17 protein-coding genes and 1 other RNA gene are annotated in these 16693 nt (G+C 48.2%); 1 reads left to right on the forward strand and 17 read right to left on the reverse strand.

Going from position 1 to position 16693, the window contains the following annotated elements:
• Window positions 1-222, reverse strand: a complete 222-nt coding sequence (locus MUG84_RS06525) for a DUF1540 domain-containing protein (RefSeq protein WP_244722086.1) — start codon at window positions 220-222, stop codon at window positions 1-3.
• 154 nt (window positions 223-376) lie between these two features.
• Entirely contained in the window at window positions 377-883 is a 507-nt protein-coding gene (locus tag MUG84_RS06530) for a YpuI family protein (protein WP_244722097.1), read from the reverse strand.
• A 239-nt stretch (window positions 884-1122) separates the two neighbouring features.
• On the opposite strand from MUG84_RS06530, the gene MUG84_RS06535 reads away from it, so the two are divergent.
• Entirely contained in the window at window positions 1123-3012 is a 1890-nt protein-coding gene (locus MUG84_RS06535) for a S8 family peptidase (RefSeq protein ID WP_244722101.1), read from the forward strand.
• A gap of 123 nt (window positions 3013-3135) precedes the next feature.
• On the opposite strand, the gene MUG84_RS06540 is transcribed toward MUG84_RS06535, so the two are convergent.
• From MUG84_RS06540 to ybeY, 15 genes are all read right to left on the reverse strand, one after another.
• A complete protein-coding gene (locus MUG84_RS06540; protein WP_244722104.1) occupies window positions 3136-3381 on the reverse strand; it encodes a hypothetical protein in 246 nt (81 codons plus the stop codon).
• Window positions 3382-3587: 206 nt separating this feature from the next.
• An RNA gene (rnpB, locus tag MUG84_RS06545) (RNase P RNA component class A) lies at window positions 3588-3997 on the reverse strand.
• Window positions 3998-4094: 97 nt separating this feature from the next.
• Window positions 4095-5216 carry a Nif3-like dinuclear metal center hexameric protein gene (locus MUG84_RS06550; protein ID WP_244722109.1) on the reverse strand — a complete coding sequence of 374 codons (1122 nt, stop codon included), beginning with the start codon at window positions 5214-5216 and terminating at the stop codon, window positions 4095-4097.
• Window positions 5192-5968 carry a tRNA (adenine(22)-N(1))-methyltransferase gene (locus tag MUG84_RS06555; protein ID WP_244722113.1) on the reverse strand — a complete coding sequence of 259 codons (777 nt, stop codon included), beginning with the start codon at window positions 5966-5968 and terminating at the stop codon, window positions 5192-5194. The genes MUG84_RS06550 and MUG84_RS06555 overlap by 25 nt, the downstream gene beginning before the upstream one ends.
• Before the next feature lie 281 nt (window positions 5969-6249).
• Window positions 6250-7386, reverse strand: a complete 1137-nt coding sequence (gene rpoD / locus MUG84_RS06560) for an RNA polymerase sigma factor RpoD (protein WP_244722116.1) — start codon at window positions 7384-7386, stop codon at window positions 6250-6252.
• A 41-nt stretch (window positions 7387-7427) separates the two neighbouring features.
• Window positions 7428-9248, reverse strand: coding sequence for a DNA primase (dnaG, locus tag MUG84_RS06565; protein WP_244722119.1), 1821 nt, complete (start codon window positions 9246-9248; stop codon window positions 7428-7430).
• 49 nt (window positions 9249-9297) lie between these two features.
• Window positions 9298-9756 (reverse strand): YaiI/YqxD family protein, encoded by a 459-nt coding sequence (locus MUG84_RS06570; RefSeq protein ID WP_244722122.1) that lies wholly within the window; start codon window positions 9754-9756, stop codon window positions 9298-9300.
• 183 nt (window positions 9757-9939) lie between these two features.
• On the reverse strand, window positions 9940-12015 hold the full coding sequence (gene glyS / locus MUG84_RS06575; RefSeq protein ID WP_244722126.1) for a glycine--tRNA ligase subunit beta: 2076 nt from the start codon (window positions 12013-12015) through the stop codon (window positions 9940-9942).
• The gene (gene glyQ / locus MUG84_RS06580) at window positions 12008-12895 is read right to left on the reverse strand and encodes a glycine--tRNA ligase subunit alpha (protein WP_244722129.1); all 888 of its coding nucleotides are present in this window, start codon (window positions 12893-12895) and stop codon (window positions 12008-12010) included. The genes glyS and glyQ overlap by 8 nt, the downstream gene beginning before the upstream one ends.
• Window positions 12896-13265: 370 nt before the next feature.
• Complete coding sequence (gene recO / locus MUG84_RS06585) at window positions 13266-14024, reverse strand: DNA repair protein RecO (protein ID WP_244722132.1); 759 nt, start codon at window positions 14022-14024, stop codon at window positions 13266-13268.
• Between the two features lie 36 nt (window positions 14025-14060).
• Entirely contained in the window at window positions 14061-14216 is a 156-nt protein-coding gene (locus MUG84_RS06590; RefSeq protein ID WP_244722134.1) for a YqzL family protein, read from the reverse strand.
• 111 nt (window positions 14217-14327) lie between these two features.
• Window positions 14328-15230, reverse strand: a complete 903-nt coding sequence (gene era / locus MUG84_RS06595; protein WP_244722137.1) for a GTPase Era — start codon at window positions 15228-15230, stop codon at window positions 14328-14330.
• A gap of 138 nt (window positions 15231-15368) precedes the next feature.
• Window positions 15369-15782 carry a cytidine deaminase gene (gene cdd, locus MUG84_RS06600; protein ID WP_244722139.1) on the reverse strand — a complete coding sequence of 138 codons (414 nt, stop codon included), beginning with the start codon at window positions 15780-15782 and terminating at the stop codon, window positions 15369-15371.
• Window positions 15783-15821: 39 nt separating this feature from the next.
• Window positions 15822-16196 (reverse strand): diacylglycerol kinase family protein, encoded by a 375-nt coding sequence (locus MUG84_RS06605; protein ID WP_244722141.1) that lies wholly within the window; start codon window positions 16194-16196, stop codon window positions 15822-15824.
• Window positions 16196-16693, reverse strand: coding sequence for an rRNA maturation RNase YbeY (gene ybeY / locus MUG84_RS06610; RefSeq protein WP_244722144.1), 498 nt, complete (start codon window positions 16691-16693; stop codon window positions 16196-16198). The genes MUG84_RS06605 and ybeY overlap by 1 nt, the downstream gene beginning before the upstream one ends.

Consider the following 16693-nt stretch of genomic DNA (forward strand, 5'->3'; position numbering starts at 1 on the left):
TTAAGTCGTTTTGGGTTTGAATGTCAGGCAGCATGTCGCAGATGAATTGTTTGCATAATCCTTATGCTCGGCAAAATGTTCGCTTCCGAATTCCTCGCTGTATTTAGCGGAAGCATGCTTGTCGATCTCAATCAGGATCTGATCTGCTTTACATACATTCTGCTCTCCCCAAAAGCTGCAGTTGCTGACGCTGCATTTAACAATGGTTCTTGGGTCATTCATTAAGGATCACCTCATATACAATTGTCTCCTGGCATACCCTCCTCTATACCGCAAACAGATGTCAGTTGCTGGCGGAGATTCATAATCCAAGAAAGGAAGTAAAGGGCACAAAAAAACGAGCCTAAGTTTAGGCCCGTTTTACGTTATTTTTAACTTAAGCGTGAGTGCGCTGGCTTTGCATTCTACGCTCTGTCAAATAGTCGCTTTCATAATAAGTCAGATCATCTCTGAGGTCTTCAAACACCTTTGTAATGTCCAAGATGATGTCCCGTACCGGGCGTACCGGTTTCACTCTGAAACGGATCGCATCTTGTCCGGTATAAGCATAACGGCCATCTTCGGAATAGCTTTCACTTTTTGGATAGAAAAAGTTATTCACGCAGTGGTGATATACATTATAGAGGGCTTTCTCAGCAAATTCCATATCGAAATTGGCACGGCGCAGCGCAACCCCAAGCTTTTCCGAAGATACTTCGCTAAATACAAGCAGATGGCGCAAATCCGAAAGAAATCCTTTGTAAAAATGCAGTGTTTCTTCATTCAGTTCTGCCGCTAGCTGCGAAAGCGAATACTCGTTCAGAAATCCTTCAAGCTTATCGATCGCAATTTTAAGCTTCTCTTTCGTGGTCTCACACAATTTTTGAACATTACCTGCTGACATCGCTAATTTGCTCCTCCTTAATGGTTCCTTCAGACCGATTGCTGACATCATACAATTAAATCGCTTACAGCATCATTTTTCCATGTACTATCCTAACACAAAACCCTGTGAGTTTGTATCCCTTTCTGTAATCCCTTTGGACAAATAATGGAATGGGCTATGGCGGCTAAAAACAGGGTATAAAATAAGCCCTTTCTCCTCACGATAAAGGTAATTTCATTATCAGGAGGTTATATTTTATGTCCAGTCGCACATGGGTAGGCCTTGGCATCGCAGCAGTAATTGTTGCGCTAATCATCGTGATGCTAGTGCCTCGTTCCACCAATACACAACCCCCTAAACAAGCTGCTTCCCAGGAGGTCAAGCCAAAATCGAAAGAAGAACATATCTCTAAACAAAGCATGATGGCGCAAGATATTGAATCCACCAATCACTTAACGCGCCTTGACGCCAAGCAGCATCTGACATCAATGCTCGACAAGATGGCTGATGCCGGACCTGCTCAGATCTCCGATTATGTTCAAAAGCTTCAGAAATCACACGATCATTTTACCATGATTATATGGGTGGATACCAAAAAAGGAAAGCGGCAGGAATACACCTTAACGAAAAACAACTGGAGTTCTGCCGACCGGAAAAAGCTGGATGGATATATCGATCAGGCGACGAAAAACATCGGGAAACAGCATTCCTACGAATCCCCTTCTTTTAAAATGGATGACAAGCAATATTTTGTTATTGCTGAGCCTTCACAGAAAAAACCAGGTCAGGGCGTCATCGCTCTGATGAACCAGGAAATTTTAGCCCAAGTGGAAAGTCACCAAAAAAAGAATTTGCGACTGATCCCTTATCCGAAAGAGGGCAAATACAAGGTTGAATCTGTTCATGCCGATACGCTGCGCGATTTAACTGTAAAAACCGGACATGACAATGAAAAAGCAAGCCATTTTTATGAGAACGAAATCGTGGTCCGTTTCCGCAAGGATCCGACTCCACAGGAAATGAACCGCATCAAGAGCGAACTGAAAGCTTCCGAAAGAAAAATGGGTTATTCCTACGTGTTTCATGCCAAGGATATGGACTACAGCCAGCTGAAACAATATTTCATAAAAAACTGGAACCCTCTTTATGTTGAGCCCCATTATCTGTATATGACCAATGATAAGGTAAAAGAATCAACAAGCAGTCTTCCTAACGTACCAAATGACTTGCTGTTCGCCAAATACCAGTGGAACCTGCCTGCGATTGAAACAAACCAGGCCTGGGATTTATCCAAGGGGAGCAGTGATGTAATCGTAGGTGTCGTTGATACCGGCGTAGATCTCAATCACCCTGATCTGCATGGGCAGCTCCTAACCGGTTATAACGTGATTAATCCCGACTCGGCTCCACTCGATGATGTAGGGCATGGAACGCACGTATCCGGTATCATTGGCGCGCTCGTCAACAATAACGAAGGTGTTGCCGGAATCAGCTGGTATAATAAAATGCTGCCCGTAAAAGTACTTGATAAATCCGGATCCGGAACAACCTATGCCGTTGCCGAGGGCATCATATGGGCTACCGATAATGGAGCCAAGGTCATCAACATGAGCTTAGGCAATTACGCCGACTCCCAATTCCTTCATGATGCCGTGAAGTATGCTTACGATCGGGATGTTGTGCTTGTATCCGCCTCCGGAAATGACAATACCGAGCGGCCTGGTTATCCTGCAGCTTATCCCGAAGTGCTTGCGGTTGCAGCAACTGATTCCAACATGAAACGAGCCTCCTACTCCAACTTCGGGGATTATATTGATGTAGCAGCACCGGGAACCAACATCGCCAGCACATTCCCGGGCAACCAATACGCTGCATTATCAGGTACTTCTATGGCAAGCCCGCATGTTGCAGCGATGGCTGCCCTAATTAGGTCGGCTAATCCAGGCCTCTCCAATAAACAGATCATGGAAATTATGCGCAGCAGCACGATAGATTTAGGCCCAAAAGGGAAGGACAAATATTACGGATATGGTCAGGTCGATATCTACAAAGCGCTGCAGGAGGCAGGTAAAAGTGAAGCCCCACTCCAATTTTGGCCAGAGCAGATAAAGAAGAAAATGGAGTCCGTGATTCAAAAAGCCAAATAGTTTTTAAGAAAAAAGCAATCCAGCCTGTTGCGGCGGATTGCTTTGCTTTTTTTCAGATTATATACGATTCCATCGAAGCTGAAGCATTCAAATATCAACAGGAGAACTTTAATTAGTGAATCATTAACGTCTTCCTCTAGTTACGCCGCCGCGTCTCATGCTTGTTGTAACGGGGGCCGCATATTCTTCTTTTACGACATAGTTGCAGATATGCTTTGGCACAGGTACGCAATGATGTCTTTTTACGATTTGAACCGTGTGAACTACAGGAACGATTTGAGGATGGTAATAATCCTGAACAACAACAGTTGGATCTGTATAAACAGGGTCCGCTGGCGGACAGTGGAAGCAATGTGGATGTGGATACATTTTCAGGCAGCTCCTTTCGTTGATTTAGTACAGTTTATTATGGTTGAAACGCCTTCGTTTGTACATTTGTCCTTAGTTAACAGTTATTTGACTAAATCAGGCTCGTCTGATAATAAAGAAGCTGTGAACGCAAAAAGGCGGCATCTACCGGTTAACCGGGATGCCGCCTCAAAGTTATTTATCATGATTCATAATACGGTTGCAGTTAGGAAAGTTTTACGTAAGCCGGGTTCTGTGCTCGTCGCGGTACAGACGGGAACTACCCTCCCGCGGATAAGCGACAATCATCTATCTAGGCCAATTATTGCTAATTGGCTCAAGCGACCAACCCGAACGCGCCTCGGGCTAAGGCTGCTTCTCTAAGAAGCTGCGTTCCATTAGGTCTTGCTCCAAGTGGGGTTTACCAGGAACGAAGTCACCAGCGTTCCTCGGGGTCTCTTACACCTCGGTTCCACCCTTGCCTGATCCGCTAAAGCAGCGGCCATCGGCGGTCCATTTCTGTGGCACTATCCTTCAACTCGCGCTGACTGGACGTTATCCAGCACCCTGCCCTATGGAGCCCGGACTTTCCTCTCGCGGCGCCTTACGCGCCGCCAGCGATTGTCTGTCAAACTTTCCGGACAACTGTTTTATAGTATACATGGAAATCAGAAAGGTTTCAATCCTTATCGCCTTCCAGTGTTACTGGTTTTTTCCTTCCAGCCCATTCATATTTACATAAATCGGAACGGCTCTGTGTCAATTGTAGATGCGATAACCTTGGTTTCATACCGGTTCTTCTCGAGTATTGCACTCATCCACTCTGCTACCTTGACCTTCATAATCTTCTCCGCATTATGTCCCGGATCAATCAGTGTGATACCGACACTCAGGGCATCTTGAGCTGTATGATAATCTACATCCCCAGTAACCAGAACATCCGCACCACGGAAGCGTGCAGCCGGGTAATACCGGCTGCCGGAACCACCAATGACGGCCGCCTTCTTGAGAACACGGTCAGGATCTCCAACCACTCGAACGTATGGCACATCCAGCTTTTCCTTTACGATCTCAGCAAAAGCAGCTAGCGTCAGCTCTTGTTCCAGCTTACCGACTCTTCCAAGTCCATATACGCGTCCCTTTAGATCAAGCGGATAGAGATCATAAGCCACCTCTTCATAAGGATGAGCTTTAATCATCGCCTGAATGACGCTGTTTCGAATCCCTTGAGGAACAATCGTTTCAATTCGGATTTCTTCAACCTTTTCGAGCTTGCCTGCCGATCCAACGAATGGCTGTGTTCCTTCCTGCGGCAGAAAAGTCCCCGTTCCTTCCGTATTAAAGCTGCAGTGGCTGTAATTGCCGATGGCTCCCGCGCCGGCACCCAGCACAGCCTCACGCACCTGTTCGGCATGGGACGCTGGGACGAATACAACCAGCTTGTACAGCTGCTCACGCTGAGTCTCCTCAATCGGCACCGCATTTTGAATGCCAAGCGCGTCTGCCATCCAGTCATTCATTCCACCTTCGGCAATATCCAGGTTCGTATGCGCAATATAGACGGCTATATCATTTTTAATCAGCTTCTCGTAGACTTTCCCTGCGGGGGAATCGGTGTTGATCTGTTTGAGCGGACGGAAAATAATCGCATGATGGGCAATAATCAGATCAGCCCCGGCGCGTATCGCTTCCTCGACAACCTCATCGTTTACATCCAAAGCGATCAGAACGGTCCGGATTTCTTTCTGCAAGCTTCCGAGCTGCAGCCCGATTCTGTCTTTATCGTCAGGATAGGCCAAATGCTTGGGAGCCAGCTGCTCCATATACTGAATTACAGTCTGTCCTTTTGCAAACATGCAAGAACCTCCTTAATTTGTGCGATTTCCTGCTTCAATTGACTCGATTTCGCTTCCGCGGATTCCAGCTTCGAAGCTGACAGGGAATTAAGGATGCTATGTAGCTTATCTAGCTCGCTGTTCCATTTGTCCATCAGAACCGGAGTAGGCTCTTTTAGAAGCCATGGTCCCATTCGCAATAGCAGCTCTGAGGTAACGGTAAAATTCCCGTCTCCACTGCTGCTTGGCCATTCCTGATTCTCATATAACAGCCTGCTGCTGATCCGCGCATCTTCCTGCTCCGGTACAGCCGTCAGAATTTCGTAGATTTTTCCGTCTTCCTCGAGAATTTTCTCGGACGTTAGCAGCCAGCCATGTTCCATCAGCCACCGGCGTAGGATGTCTTCGCCCACATTCGGCTGCAAAATCAGCAGCTGCACATCTGTCAGCTTGTCTTGGCCGTTGTCCAGAATGCTTGCGATTAAGCTGCCACCCATGCCTGCGATGGTAATCACATCGACTTCTCCGGGTTCGATGACGGCAAGTCCGTCGCCGCATCGTACTGAGATTTGATGCTGTAGTCCGGCTTCAGCCACCTGCTTGGCAGCCGCTTTGAAAGGACCCGGATTTACCTCGCCCGCAACAGCCTGCACCACCTGGCCAGTTTGTACGGCCGCCACAGGCAGCAATGCATGATCCGAGCCGATATCAGCTAGTCTGCTCTGCTCAGGAATCAGCTCCATAATCATTTCCAGTCTTCTTGATAACTTCATGTCGCACCCACATATCCCTATTATTTTGTATGCAAATTTATAAATTAATAATCTTAACAAATGAGCAGGAAAATATGTAAATAAACACGAATTCTCCCCGTTCAGCTCTTGGTTCTCTGCTGTAGCAGTTAGCAATAATCATTTGCATTGGTCTTTAAAAAGAGCTAAAATAAAAACAAATAAAGGAAATAGTTCTAAAAGAAAGAAATCTTTTCTTGTCGAATTCACATTTCCTTTGAAAAAAAGACCTTGCTGCACATTGCAGAAGGTCAGATGATTGGTTATTCGAGAAAATCTTTCAGACGTTTACTGCGGCTAGGATGACGCAGTTTGCGAAGCGCCTTGGCTTCAATTTGGCGGATCCGTTCACGGGTTACGCCAAACACTTTGCCCACTTCTTCCAGCGTTCTCGTCCGGCCGTCATCAAGACCAAAGCGGAGACGAAGAACATTTTCCTCGCGTTCTGTCAGTGTATCCAGCACGTCCTCAAGCTGTTCCTTCAGAAGCTCGTAAGCTGCCGCATCCGCCGGAGCCAAAGCTTCCTGATCCTCGATAAAATCGCCAAGATGCGAATCGTCTTCTTCACCGATTGGCGTTTCAAGCGATACCGGCTCCTGGGCGATTTTCATAATCTCCCGAACCTTCTCCACGCTGAGCTCCATTTCGGCCGCAATTTCTTCCGGCGTCGGTTCACGCCCTAATTCTTGAAGCAGCTGACGGGATACCCGAATCAGCTTATTTATCGTTTCAACCATATGCACCGGAATCCGGATGGTTCTGGCCTGGTCCGCAATGGCCCGGGTAATCGCCTGACGAATCCACCATGTCGCATAGGTACTAAACTTGTATCCTTTTTTGTGGTCAAACTTCTCAACCGCTTTGATCAGACCCATATTGCCTTCCTGAATCAAATCCAGGAACAGCATGCCGCGTCCAACATAACGTTTGGCGATGCTGACAACCAGACGCAGGTTCGCTTCAGCCAGACGCCGCTTCGCTTCTTCATCACCGTTCTCGATCCGCTTCGCAAGCTCGACCTCGTCATCGGCCGATAAGAGAGGAACCCGACCAATTTCCTTCAAGTACATCCGTACCGGATCATTAATCTTAATACCCGGCGGCAGGGACAAGTCGTCGGCAAAGTTAAAGTCGTCATTATCATTGCTGTCGTGATCATCGGACTGGCGGTGAAGGCCGCTTTCATCTTCATCGTTCTCGTTGACCACGTCGATTCCCAAATCACTCAGATGTTCATAAAATTCATCCATCTGTTCAGGGTCTTGATCAAATGGCGATAATTTCTCCATAATTTCTTTGTAATTTAAAGAAGATCTCTTTTTACCCTGTTCAATCAGCTGGTCTTTTACTTGATCAAGCGTAAATTCTGTCTCTAGTTCAGTATGCTGATCATTCGCCATAACTCGACTCCCTCCTCCCTAGAAACATTCAAGCCTGTTCTTTATTGTCTCTCTAGGGCTATAATCTCACTTGCAATTTGTGCAGCACGCAAAAAGTCCCCTGACCGCTCGGCATTGATCATTTCTTCTTTCTTCTTATCGATCTGCCGCTTCTGCGGAACTTTCTGTACTTCCCGGATACAATCATCCAACTCCTGAACGTTCCACTCCGGCGGAGTGTCCATCATGGAGATGGAGCTAACCGTCTTTTCCAGACGATCATCGTGCAAGGAAGACATAAAACGGCTGATATCCGGGGGTTTGCCCTGTGCGTAATAGGCATATAGATAAGCAGCAATCGCTGCATGATCATCAATGTTGAATGCGTCGCCTAGCCGTTTTTCCACATAGCTTGCGGCTTCGGCATCCTGCAGCATCATTGCCAAAAGGCGCCGTTCTCCGGTATGGTATGCCGGCAGCAATGTAGGAGCAGAAACCTGCCCTTTTTGCCTACCATTATTCCACCTTTTGTCGTTATTATCCCCATCCGTCATGTTTTTTTGCATGGACTGGCGGATCTCGTTGCAATCCTGCTTGAGGCTTTCAAATGAAAGCTGAAGTTCGGAGGCAAGCTCCCTTAAATAAACTTCTCTCTCGGTAGATGAAGCCAGAGCCGCTATAATTGGAAGCACTTCCTTCGTATACGCGATCTTCCCATCTTCTTCTAGCAGTATATGGTTTTTTTTCAGATATATAAGCTTAAATTTTGTGGTGGATACCGCACCATCGATGATTTGCCGGTTAAAGCGGTCAGCTCCATATTTCTGTATGAATTCATCTGGGTCCAGACCGTCATTCAAAACAGAAATTCTGACGTTTAAGCTTATACTTTCCAGCAGCGGAATCGTCTTCATGGCGGCAGCTTGCCCGGCACGGTCGCCGTCGTAGCAGATCACAATTTCGTCAGCCATTGTCTTCATCAATGCTGCATGGCTTTCCGTCAAGGAAGTACCCATGGTAGCAACGCCATTCTGTACTCCTGCTTCCCAGGCCGATATCACGTCCCCATATCCCTCGAATAAAACGATTTGCCGCAGTTTGCGGATTGACGGCTTGGCCTGATGGAGATTGTACAGAATCCGGCTTTTGTTAAACAGCTTGCTTTCCGGTGAATTTAAATATTTCGGCTGCCCTTCGCCCAGAATTCTTCCCGCAAAAGCAATGATCCTGCCATTGCGGTCACTGATGGGAAACATGACGCGCCCGCGGAAACGATCGAGGTAATCCTCCTCGCTGTCATGCCGTTTGGTCAAAAGTCCGCCTTTTTCCATCTCGTGCAAATCAAAGGACCTTTTGGTTAAAAACTGAACCAGCGTGTCCCAGCGGTCCGGCGCAAAGCCGATTTGAAATTGGTCGATCACCTTGTCGTTAAAGCCGCGTGAACGCAAATAATCCATCGCTGCTTTGCCGTGCTCCGTATTCTTGAGCAAAAAGTGATAGAACTTGGCAGTCCATTCGTAGGCCTGAAGCAGTCGGTCTCTCTCCGGATTCGGAGGGTTAACCACAGCCCCTTGTCCTTCCGGAAGCACAATATGACTTTCTTCTGCCATGATCTTAACGGCTTCGGGGAAGGATAGTCCCTCGATTTCCATCCTGAATTTGATGGCATTTCCACCCTTGCCGCAACCGTAGCAATAGAAAATCTGACGATCCGGTGTTACCGTAAAAGAGGGGGTCTTCTCCGAATGAAACGGGCAGAGGCCCTTCATGTACTTCCCCTGCTTGGTCAGATGAACGTACCTGCTAACCGTATCGACGATATCATGCTGCTGAAGCACGACATCGATAACTTTTTCCGGTATGTTGCCTTGTCCGGCATTCATCTAAACCACCTTCATCTCTTTTTGGCACGTAAAATATTATTCGCTACCGTTAAACATTCTCCTGCAATCTCTGCAAAAGTTTTGTCAGTTTCTGTTGAAAAAAAATCTTGTCAGCCTGTGTGATCGGCTTTGGCCCCTTGCCATAGCTGCCTCTTCTTCGCGCTTTGGCCTGGTGATGCCGCCGGTCCAGCATAAACTCGATGTTCTCACTTGTGTAGCTCTGTCCCCGAAATGATATGACATGACAGCCCTTTGAGAGTGCGAGAGCAGCCAATCCGTAATCCTGTGTCGCAACGACATCGCCGCGCCTGATATGATTCGCAATATAAAGATCGGCGCTTTGGTCGCTACGGTCTACCTGAATGGTCTGCACACCTTCTTCGTCCTGTATAAAATGGTCATAAGAAGAAACCATTAGCACAGGGATACGAAAGGCTCTGGCAGCTTCTCCAATTTCATGCTTCACGGGACAAGCGTCCCCGTCAACGACAATGTGTATCGTATGCATTTCAGCCAGAAGATCACCCTGTTTTCATGGTTTACCGTATTATTATATACGCTTAAGGGAACCTAAAATCCTCTTTCTGTCAGCTAACAACTTTTTACAATTTGCAAGCGAAAATGTATGGAACAGGAGAACCTCACCAAGTTCATCCTGTTCCGAATGTTAATACCCAACTGAACCCGTTTTCTACCAGACCAGCTTATTGAAATCAGCGAATTGTTTGAGTCCCTGGTCAATCTGAGCCAGCATGCCCAGGCGGTTGGCGCGAACTTTCTCATCCTCTGCCATAACCATGACGGAATCAAAGAAATGTGTGATCGCCGGCTTCATTTGTCCCAGAAGCTCAAGCGCCTTTGTTCCGTCTCTTTCTTCAAGAGCGATAGAATAAGGCTTCTGCACCTCGAGCCAAGCCGCATACAATTCCTTCTCCGCATCTTCCTGAAGATGGCTTTCGCTGACTGCAGCCTTGGTGGCTTTTGCTGCCAAATTACTCACCCGGTTAAAGGATTCAACCGTAGTTTTGAAATCATCTCCACTGCCCACAGCATTCATCAGGGAATCCCCGCGGGATACGACGGACATCACATCATCAAACCCGGCAGCAATGACCGCGTCCACGACATCATAGCGTAAATTCTCGGACAGAAGCTTCTTGACGCGAAGGTTGAAAAACTCCTCAAGATCTTTACGTATTTCACTGCCCGAACGTTTCATTTCCCGGAACTGATCATGTACATCAATCGCTATATTAAATACCTCAGACAGCGTAACAGACATTTGCTTGGACAACAGGATTTGTACGATGCCCTGCGATTGGCGGCGGAGCGCGTAAGGATCCTGCGAGCCCGTCGGGATAATGCCAATGGAGAAGCAGCCTACAATCGTGTCGATTTTGTCCGCAATACTTACAATGGATCCTACCAGCGAGGACGGCAGATCATCGGAAGCAGAACGCGGCTGGTAATGCTCGAATACCGCTTTGGCAACAGCTTCGCTCTCGCCGGCCTTACGGGCATAATCCTCACCCATGACGCCTTGCAGCTCCGGAAACTCGTATACCATTTGCGTTACCAAGTCGAATTTGCAAATATCGGCGGCGCGGCTGACTGCTTCCTGCTCCGTTCCGGAAATGTGGAGCGCTTCGCTCAGCTGATCCGCAATTTTGCGGATGCGGCGTACTTTATCCCCGACCGTTCCGATCTCTTCATGGAAAACGATGCTTTCCAGTTTAGAGAGGGCATCCTTGATCTCCAGCTTTTGATCCTCGTCATAGAAGAACTTCGCGTCCGACAGCCGTGCGCGCAGCACCTTCTCATTCCCCTTCGCGATAACGTCCAGAGAATTGTTATCTCCGTTGCGAACGGTGACGAAGAATGGCAGCAATTTGCCCTGTTCATCGAGTACAGGGAAGTAGCGCTGATGCTCTCTCATGGAGGTAATCAGTACTTCCTGTGGAATATTCAGGAAGGAAGGATCAAACGTACCGAAAAGCACGGTTGGCGTTTCAACAAGGAAGAGTACCTCTTCCAGTAGATCGTCCTTAATCGCGATTTTCCAGTTCTTCTCCTCTGCCAGCCCTTTAATCTGCTCCAAAATCATGCCTTCGCGTTCTTTCACGTCCACAATGACATGCTGGGAGCGAAGCACCTCCGGATAAGCAGCTGCCTCAGATACGACAGCATCTGTACCGAGGAACCGGTGTCCGCGCGTCACATTGCCCGATTTCACTCCGGTCACTTCCAGATCGATGATATCCGATCCAAACAATGCGACAATCCAGCGGATCGGGCGGACGAATTTATAATCGTAGCTGCCCCAGCGCATATTTTTCGGGAAGGTCATCGAGGAGAGAATGCCTAGCAGTCCTTCTGCCAAAATCGAAGCTGTTTCTACACCTGTGCTGCTTTTTGTTACATAAATATATTCAACGCCGTTCAGTTCCTTGAAGGTGAACTGCTCCGGTTCCACGCCTTGTCCGCGCGCGAAGCCGAGAGCAGCTTTGCTCCAGTTGCCGTTCTCATCCTGGGCGATTTTACGGGAAGGGCCTTTCACTTCTTCCTCAACATCGTCCTGTCTTTCCGCTACTCCTTTAACCAAAACCGCAAGGCGGCGCGGTGTTGCATAAGCCTGAACTTCACTATGGGACAAGCGGGATTGCTCCAGCCATTGCACCATTTTATCCTTCAGCTGATCCATCGCCGCACGCAGGAAACGCGCCGGCACCTCTTCAAGTCCGATTTCGAACAATAGATCCTTAGACATGCAGATCGTCTCCTTTCTTCAGCAGCGGGAATCCAAGCTTCTCGCGTTCCTCCACATAGGTTGCGGCCACTTGGCGGGCCAGATTACGTACCCGGGTAATATAACCTGTCCGTTCGGTTACGCTGATAGCGCCGCGGGCATCCAGAAGATTAAAGGTATGCGAGCATTTCAAAACATAATCATAAGCCGGGAAAACCAGGTTTTGATCCATTGCTTTTTTGGCTTCCTGCTCATACATGTTGAAGAGCGTAAAGAGCATTTTGACATCCGATACTTCAAAGGTGTACTTGGAATGCTCAACCTCCGGCTGATGGAATACATCCCCGTAATAGATTCCGTCAACCCATTCCAGATCAAACACGTTTTCTTTTTCCTGAATGTAGGAAGCAAGGCGCTCCATACCGTAGGTAATTTCAACAGCTACCGGATGCGTTTCGATCCCGCCAACCTGCTGGAAGTATGTGAACTGGGTAATTTCCATGCCGTCCAGCCATACTTCCCATCCGAGACCGGCACAGCCAAGCGAAGGATTCTCCCAGTTGTCCTCTACAAAACGGATATCATGATGCAGCGCATCCACGCCAAGCGCCTTCAAACTTTCCAGGTACAACTCCTGAATATTGTCTGGGGAAGGCTTGATAATCACCTGAAACTGGTGATGCTGGTACAGGCGGTTCGGGTTTTCACCGTAACGTCCGTCGGAAGGACGGCGGGAAGGCTCCACGTATGCAACCTTCCATGGTTCAGGTCCGAGTGAACGCAAAAAGGTCATCGGGTTCATCGTGCCTGCTCCCTTTTCCGTATCATAAGGGTTCACGATAATGCAGTTCTGCGCTGCCCAAAATTGCTGCAGTGTCAAAATCATCTGCTGAAAATTCATATGCGACTCTCCTTTTCTTTTGAATGAGCATGTTCACTACCAGCTTGCTTGGTCTGCCGCAGGTCTTTTCCGGGACATCAAAAAGCTCCCGCCCATGCCTGCTGTACAGACATAGGGACGAGAGCTGTTATTCCCGCGGTTCCACCCTACTTGACTGCGAGCCCCGTAGTGGGAAGCCTGCAATCCTCTTTTTAGCCGATTTCATATCATGCTCCCGGTCGCCTTTCATGAATCCATTCCACCAGGCTTCCACTTTCCCCGGCTCGCTATAAGGAATCCAAATCCACTACTTCTCCGTTCAACGCATGTCAGACAATTTGAAAGAAACTTAATCAATACTACCGGATATCCAGCGAGAAGTCAAATGCTTTTAAAGTCCATATTTCTCCATCTGGTCCAGAAAGCTTTGCGATTTCAAGTTCAGTCCGAGCTGCATGTCCATAAAAGCACGCATGACCGTCTTAAGCTCCGCTTTAGTCTCTTCCTTCACATCGACATGTCCGAGCCTTCTTAGATCAAGACGAGCGAACAAACGGAGAAGCTTCAGGCTTTTCGGTGATATTTTCAAAGCCGGAGGGTCCAGATGTCTGCAGGAACGGCACAGCACGCCGCCCAGCCTTGGGCTTACTGCAGAACTGTCATCCTCAGACAGATCCTTTCCGCAAGAAATGCAGGATAGGAGCTCAGGTCCATATCCTGCAGATTGAAGAATTTTCATCTCATATAGATTGATAATGATTCCGGGATCTTTGCCTTCTTCCAGCGCATCCAGGCAAGCCTTCAGCTGATGATACCAAAAGCTCCCTGTTTCCTCGTCCTGAAGCACCCGGTCCAGCAGCTCGCATGCATAGGATGCATAAGCCGCAAGAATAAGATCCTGCCTTAGCACATGATGTGAGCTGCTGATTTCGCCGGAATTCAGTGTTCCGAGGCCAGTCCCATTTCTGAAAAATACATATTCTGCTGTTGTAAACAGCTGCGTCAAGGCAGCATGGCGACTTTTGACTTTTTTTGCCCCGCGGACAAGAACGCCTATTTTGCCCGCATTTTCGGTGCAAATCGTAATGATTTTGTTCCCTTCGCCGTAGTCCATGCTGCGGATGACGATCCCTTCCACCCTGTATAGCACGCCTCTTCCCCCAGCCATTCCCGGAGCAGCCAAAGATCATTCGTTTTCTTCATGATTTTCCACTTCTTCCCCGGCCGCCACTTCCGGCGCTGCAGCCGTTTCGGCCATGGTTATGCCGCCGTGTTCTTTATAGAGCATATAAGCATCCACATCTCCAGTCATTACAAAATACTTCCACGAAAAATCTCGCATTCGTATTCATCCTTTCTTTGGAAATGGCGTCTGCATCTTCAAAAATAGGATGTGGCGAATGCACCGGATGTATGTGAAGCAAATACTGCCAGCGGCGGCTGATTGTGAATATTAGGCGTCGCGGTGGAAGCCGAGATCACGAAGCACGCGTTCTTGGTTGCGCCAGTCTTTTTTTACTTTTACCCACAATTCGAGGAAAATCTTCGAGCCCAGCAGATTTTGGATATCCTGCCGCGCTTGCTTGCCGACTTCTTTCAGCAGGGCTCCCTGCTTCCCGATGATAATGCCCTTCTGGGAATCCCTCTCCACGAAAATAACTGCGGAAATATGCACTACCCCGTTCTCCTGCACACGCATATCCTCAATCGTAACCGCGATGGAATGCGGCACTTCTTCGCGCGTCATATGAAGAATTTTCTCACGGATCAGCTCGGCGCAGACGAACTGCTCCGGATGATCTGTGATTTGATCCGCCGGGTAATATTGCGGTCCTTCCGGCAAATATTTCTCTACTTGCTCCAAAAGGCGGTTTACGTTGTTCCCGTTTAAAGCCGAGATCGGTACGATCTCCGCAAAATTATGCAGCTTGCTGTACTGCTCAATGATCGGAAGCAGCGCATCCGGCTCGATTTTGTCGATTTTGTTCAGCACCAGAATGACAGGTGTTTTGACATCTTTCAGCTGTTCGATGATAAAACGGTCACCGCCGCCAAAACCTTCAGACGTGTCAGCCAGAAACAGCACAGCTTCAACCTCTTTAAATGTATTAAACGCGGTCTGATTCATGAAATCGCCGAGCTTGGACTGCCTTTTGTGGATACCTGGCGTGTCCAGAAATACGATCTGGGCTTCGTCCGTTGTATAGACTCCATGGATTTTGTTCCGTGTAGTCTGCGGCTTATCCGACATGATGGCAATCTTTTGTCCGATCACTTGGTTCATAAGCGTGGACTTGCCTACATTCGGTCTGCCGACGATGGCAACAAAACCTGATTTATATGACGGTTTCGTCATGAATTATCTTATCCTCCTCATGTTTCTTCCCCTTAGGGAAGACTACCCGGGGCCCTGAATCCGTGAGCGGCAATAGGAAAACAGATGCCGGCCGCGGAGACGGGGCCCCGGATTTGATGTTTATGGTTGATTTAGAAGTTACTTCTTGGCGCTCTCCAGATCAGAAGGGCCAAAGGCGCCCGGCAGCAGATCGCGGACAGTTGTTTCCTTCATATCGCCTTTCAAATTTCCCATAATGATTTTCATATCGGGATCACACAGCTCCACGATTACTTGGCGGCAGACACCGCATGGGCTAATTGGGCCGTCTGTGTCGCCTACGACAGCCATGGCTTTAAAGCTCCCAGCCTTATGGCCGTCCGCAATGGCCCGGAACAATGCTGTTCGTTCAGCACAGTTTGTAGGGCCGTATGCGGCATTCTCGACGTTACAGCCATGATGCACATGGCCATCCTTGTCCAGCAGTGCAGCTCCTACGCCAAAATGGGAATAAGGTGTATATGCATTTGTCCGTGCTTTGATTGCTTCTTGTAGTAATTGTACCGGTTCCATATTTCAAAACCTCCTCAAATTCAGTAAGACAATATTATACTAACCGCCCGAACCAAGCAAATCTGCCAGCGGGCGGTAAAATACAATAATGCCTGCTACGAGGGCGAATACAGATGCCAGCAGCACTGCCCCTGCAGCTGTGTCCTTTGCCGCCTTAGCTAGCGGGTGAATCTCGGGAGAGGCCAAATCCACAACCGATTCCAGTGCGGTATTCATCAGTTCCATAACCATCACCAGCGTAATGGCGAGCAGAAGCACCACCCACCTCATCCAGGATAAATGCAGCAGCGCTGCCGCTATAATGACAACGACCGCTGCTGCTGCATGAATTCTCATATTACGCTGTGTACGGAGTGCATACCAAACGCCTTGAATAGCATACCCGAATGATGATATGAGGGATCCGCTTCGCATTAGCGTGAAAGCCGGGCTTCAGCCAGTACCGCTTCCTGCTTGCCCATCATTTCGGCTTCACTTTCTTTGTCCTGATGATCGTATCCGAGTAAGTGCAGGAAACCGTGGACGAATAAAAATCCGATTTCACGCTCCAGGGAATGACCATAATCTTCGCTTTGCGCCTGTGCGCGATTCACAGAAATAATGATATCGCCGAGCATATCCGGCATGTCCTGAAGCTCCTCATCTTCCTCCAGCTCATAGACGATATCCAGCTCTTCATCTGTAAACTCATTCATAGCGAAGGACAGTACGTCTGTAGGACGGTCAATTCCACGGTACTCCTTGTTCAGCTCATGAATTTGCTTGTCATCAACAAACGTGAGAGCCACCTCTCCGTCCTTAACTCCTTCGGCTTCACCAGCCTTTTGCAGCACAAGCTCAAGTAGTGATATCAGCTCCTCGCTGATCGCAAGCTCCTCTTGCTCATTATTCCATGCCAGATGCAGCCCCAT

The organism is Paenibacillus mangrovi (genome assembly GCF_022898935.1).
GTDB lineage: Bacteria > Bacillota > Bacilli > Paenibacillales > Paenibacillaceae > Paenibacillus_AQ > Paenibacillus_AQ mangrovi.